At 68.6% G+C, this 344-nt stretch carries 1 protein-coding gene; it reads left to right on the top strand.

All coding sequences use genetic code 11. The annotated features are described in order from the left end of the window. Positions 1–344 (top strand): autotransporter-associated beta strand repeat-containing protein (locus tag NTD88_RS09120; RefSeq protein ID WP_262155670.1); only part of this gene is annotated, 344 nt, incomplete at both ends.

The following is a 344-nucleotide window of genomic DNA, read 5'->3' as shown; positions in this document are numbered from 1 at the left end:
AGCGGCAACGGCACCCTGATCAAGCAAGGCGTCGGCACCGTCGACCTGACGGGCAACAACGATTTCAGCGGCAGCTACCGCATCGACAATGGCCGCCTCAACCTGTTGGGCAGCACGACCACCGGCACCCCGGCGATCGACATCAGCACCGCCGGCACCCTCGGCGTCGGTGCCAGCAGCGCGGTGGGCCTGCTCAGCGGGCAGGGCGCCATCGCCCTGGAAAACAACAGCGTGCTGACCGTGGCCGGCGGCAATTACGCCGGCGCCATCAGCGGCACCGGCGGCCTGAACAAGGTCGATGCCGGCAGCCTGATCCTGACCGGCGTCAGCAGCATCAGCGGCAC

This window comes from Pseudomonas sp. 20P_3.2_Bac5 (assembly GCF_025466035.1).
In the GTDB taxonomy this organism is placed as follows: domain Bacteria; phylum Pseudomonadota; class Gammaproteobacteria; order Pseudomonadales; family Pseudomonadaceae; genus Aquipseudomonas.
This window is presented reverse-complemented; position numbering and strand designations above follow the sequence as displayed.